Raw genomic sequence first — 3,650 nt, 5'->3', positions numbered from 1 at the left:
TCGAAATCCATTGCCGCCAGCGCGCGGCAGCGCAGGATCAGCGCATCGATGCGCTCGATCTGTGCCTGTGCGGGGGTGCCGGCGCCGGCCAGTTCGATCCGGGTTGGCATCGCGCTGCCCTGCCAGGCGCCCGGCACCAGCGTGGCCAGCTCGTCGCGCAGCGCACGCACCTGCAGGTCGAAGGCGCGCGCCCAGTAATACAGTTCGTCTTCGATGCCGGTTTCGGTCGGCACCGCTTCGGCCAGCGTGCCGCCGATGCGCTGGATTTTCTCGAGTACGCGGGTGGCGGCCTCTGGCGTCTGTGGCGGTCCATCCTGCAGCAGACCGTGCAGGCTGTCCTGCAGCAGGGCGATTTTTTTCGCCAGCTCGGGCGCGGGGGCGCTGGGCAGTTGTTCGGCCAGCACCGTCAGTGTGTCCTGCAGTCCCTGCAGGGCGAGCGCCGCCAGCACCGGCTGGGTCTTGAGTTCGGCCAGTCCCGCCTGCAGGGTGAGCAGGCTGCCGGCCAGGTTGCCGCTGTCCACCGACGACACGTACTGCGGGTGCAGCGGCTGCAGGGTGCGGGTGTCGTACCAGTTGTAGAAATGGCCGCGGTAGCGTTCCAGCTTCTCCATCGAGGCCAGCGTGTTGTCGATGCGCTGCAGGCATTCGCCCACCGTGAGATAGCCGAAATCGACCGCTGCCAAGTCGGCCAGCAGCGACATGCCGATGTTGGTGGGCGAGGTGCGCGAGGCGATCGCCGGCGCCGGTTTTTGCTGGAAGTTGTCGGGCGGCAGCCAGTTGTCCGCGGGGCCGACGAAGTCGGCAAAGTAGCGCCAGGTGCGGCGGGCCGCGCTGCGCAGGAAGGCCTCCTGGTCTGCGCTCAGGCCGGGGACGGGCGCAGCCAGCGGGCGGCTGATCCACCAGCCGGCGACGGGCGACAGCAGCCACAACAGGAGCAACGGCGCTGCGGCGAGCCACGCGGGTGCGGACAGCGGCAGTGCGGCGGCGAGTGCCAGCGTGAGCACCAGTGCGAGCAGCGGCGCACTCCACATTTCGCGGAAAAAATCGCCCAGCGATCGCCGTGCGTTGCGGCGTGCGTAGGCGGGCAGCTGCCACAGCAACAGGCCGCGTCGCGTGAACAGCATGCGCACGCCCGAGCGCAGGATTGCGCCGAGGGCGATCCGCGTGTCGTAGGGCAGGAAGGCGAGGTTCAGCAGTGCGAGCATCAGCGGGCGGCCGGCGGATTTTGCGGTCAGATTCAGGTGCACCAGCCAGTCGCGTTCATCCGGCTTGCGCACCAGCTCGATCAGGCTGGACAGCACAGAAGGCAGAAACACCACCGTCACCACCAGCAGGGTCCACAGCCACGCGGGCCCCGGGCCCAGCAGCCAGCCGCCTGCCAGCAGGATCAGCAGCGCAGGCGCCACCAGGCTGCGGCGCAGGTTGTCGAACAGTTTCCACCACGACAGTGCCGACAGTGGATTGGCCTGCCGCTTCGCCTTCGTCCCATTGGACGGACCTGGGACCCACGGCAGCAGCCAGCCGGCCAGCTGCCAGTCGCCGCGTATCCAGCGGTGGCGGCGGCTGGCCTCGCTCGATACGCTGGCCGGATGTTCCTCGATCAGTTCGACGTCGGTCACCAGCGCCGAACGGGCATACCCGCTTTCCAGCAGGTCGTGGCTGAGGATCAGGTTCTCCGGAAAGCGGCCGTCGACCGCCTGGCGAAACGCGTCGACGTCATAGATGCCCTTGCCGACGAAGGAGCCTTCGCCGAACACGTCCTGGTAGACGTCCGACACTTCGCGCGTATAGGGGTCGAGGCCCGAGTCGCCTGCGAACAGCCGGGTGAAGCGCGACTGGCCGGCGCTGGTCAGGCTGATCGAGGCGCGCGGCTGCAGGATTGCGTAGCCTTCGACGATGCGGCCCTTGCGCGCATCGTAGACCGGCCGGTTGAGCGGGTGCGCGAGGTTGCCGACCAGCGTGTGGCCCGCGTCGCGCGGCAACTGCGTGTCGGTGTCCAGCGTGATGACGTACTGGATGGATTCGAGTAGCGAGAGATCGCCGACGATGTCCGAGAACGCCGCGTGAGCTTGTCCGCGAAGCCGGGCATTGAACTGCTCCAGCTTGCCGCGCTTGCGCTCGTAGCCCATCCAGACGCGTTCAAACGGATTCCACAGCCGCGGCCGGTGGAACAGATAGAAGATGCAGGGACGGTCGTCGCGGTAGCTTGCGTTGAGCGCCTCGACTGCGGCGCGCGCATGATCGAGCAGCGCGGCGTCGCCCGGCAGCGCCTCCTCGGGCGCATCGGCAAAATCCGTCAGCAGCGCAAAGAACAGGTTGGGATCGCGGTTGCCGAGATAGCGGATCTCCATCGCTTCGAGCAGGGTGTCGACGTCCTCGGGCCGGGTCAGCAAGGTCGGGACGATCACCATGGTGCGGTGGCGCTCCGGGATGCCGTGCGAAAAATCCAGGCGTGGCAGCGCGCGCGGCGGCATCACCAGCGTGACCAGCAGATTCACCAGCGAGGCGCCCAGCGCGGATGCGGCGATCAGCAGCGGCAGCGCCAGCAGCCACCCGCGTGAATCGTGCAGGTCGATTCCACCGAGCGCCGACAGTACGACGGCGACGATGCCTGCGGTGAACAGCGCGATGGGGCCGAGATAGCCGAACAGGCGCAGATGACGACCGGCGCGGCTGATGCGGGATTTCAACGGCAGCCGGCAGCCGACCGCGTGTTCCAGTTGCGGGCGGCCGTGATCGATCAGGTAGTAGCCGACGTGCGCGCTGCGCGCCTCCGGTCCGTGTTGCGCGGCCGCGGCCTGCGCGAGGGTGATGGCTGCGCGCGCCACCGCCCCTTCGCTTGCGCGGCTGCGACGCGCCACGTCCTCGACCACGTGACGGTAGCGGTCGCGGGTGGCAAAGTCCTGGTGCGCGTAGCTGTCCAGCAGGTCTTCGCGCAGGGTCTGCTCGACGACGCTGAGCGATTCGACGAACAGCTTCCAGTCCATCGCGCCGATGAAGCGCAGGCTGCCGATGCTGTTGGCGATGGAAATCTGATTGGCCGCGGCAACGCGTCCGGCCGTCTCCGACAATTCGGTTGCGGTCACGCCCTGTTCCAGCAGTTTCTGCTCTACCCAGGTCTGGACGAAGGCCATGGCGGGCCCCTGCGCCTGCAGCCGGTCGTAGAACTCCTCGACGAACGGTGCGGTCAGCGGCACATCGGCATGAGCAAACTCGGCCAGTAACTGGATCAGCTGTTTGGGATCGCTTTCGGCCGTGGCGAGCATGCGGTCTGCCCAGGAGATGGCCGCATCGCGTTCCTCGCGCCGCTGGGCGATGCGCACACCGACGCGGCGCAGGTTTTCCAGCAGCGCCAGCTGCAGCATGATGGGGAAAGCCCACAGTTCGCCCAGCTTCAAGGGGTCGAGGGTCTGGTAGGCGGCGATGAACTGGGTGGCGTTGTCGCTGTCGACCCGGCCGTCCATGTGGGAAATCAGCTCCAGTGCCAGGTCGTAGATGCGCGGGAATCCGGCCAGGGGGCCTTCGGCCAGCCGCGGCAGCTGCCGGCTGTAGCCGCGCGGCAGATGCCGCCGTGCCAGCCCGATCTGCTGCTCGATCAGATAGAAGTTGTCGAGCAGCCAGGCCTCGGCCGGCACGATGCGCTGCCCCGG

Annotated in this window: 1 protein-coding gene; it reads right to left on the bottom strand. The window is 67.9% G+C overall.

Annotation, left to right across the window (positions count from 1 at the left end; all coding sequences use genetic code 11):
• Nucleotides 1–3,650 (bottom strand): glycosyltransferase family 2 protein (locus tag Q8S38_RS17640; protein WP_465247600.1); only part of this gene is annotated, 3,650 nt, incomplete at both ends.

The organism is Allobosea sp., from assembly GCF_030695125.1.
Taxonomy (GTDB): Bacteria; Pseudomonadota; Alphaproteobacteria; order Rhizobiales; family Beijerinckiaceae; genus Allobosea.
Note: the sequence above shows the minus strand (reverse complement) of the source record. Positions and strands in the feature narration are given on the sequence as shown.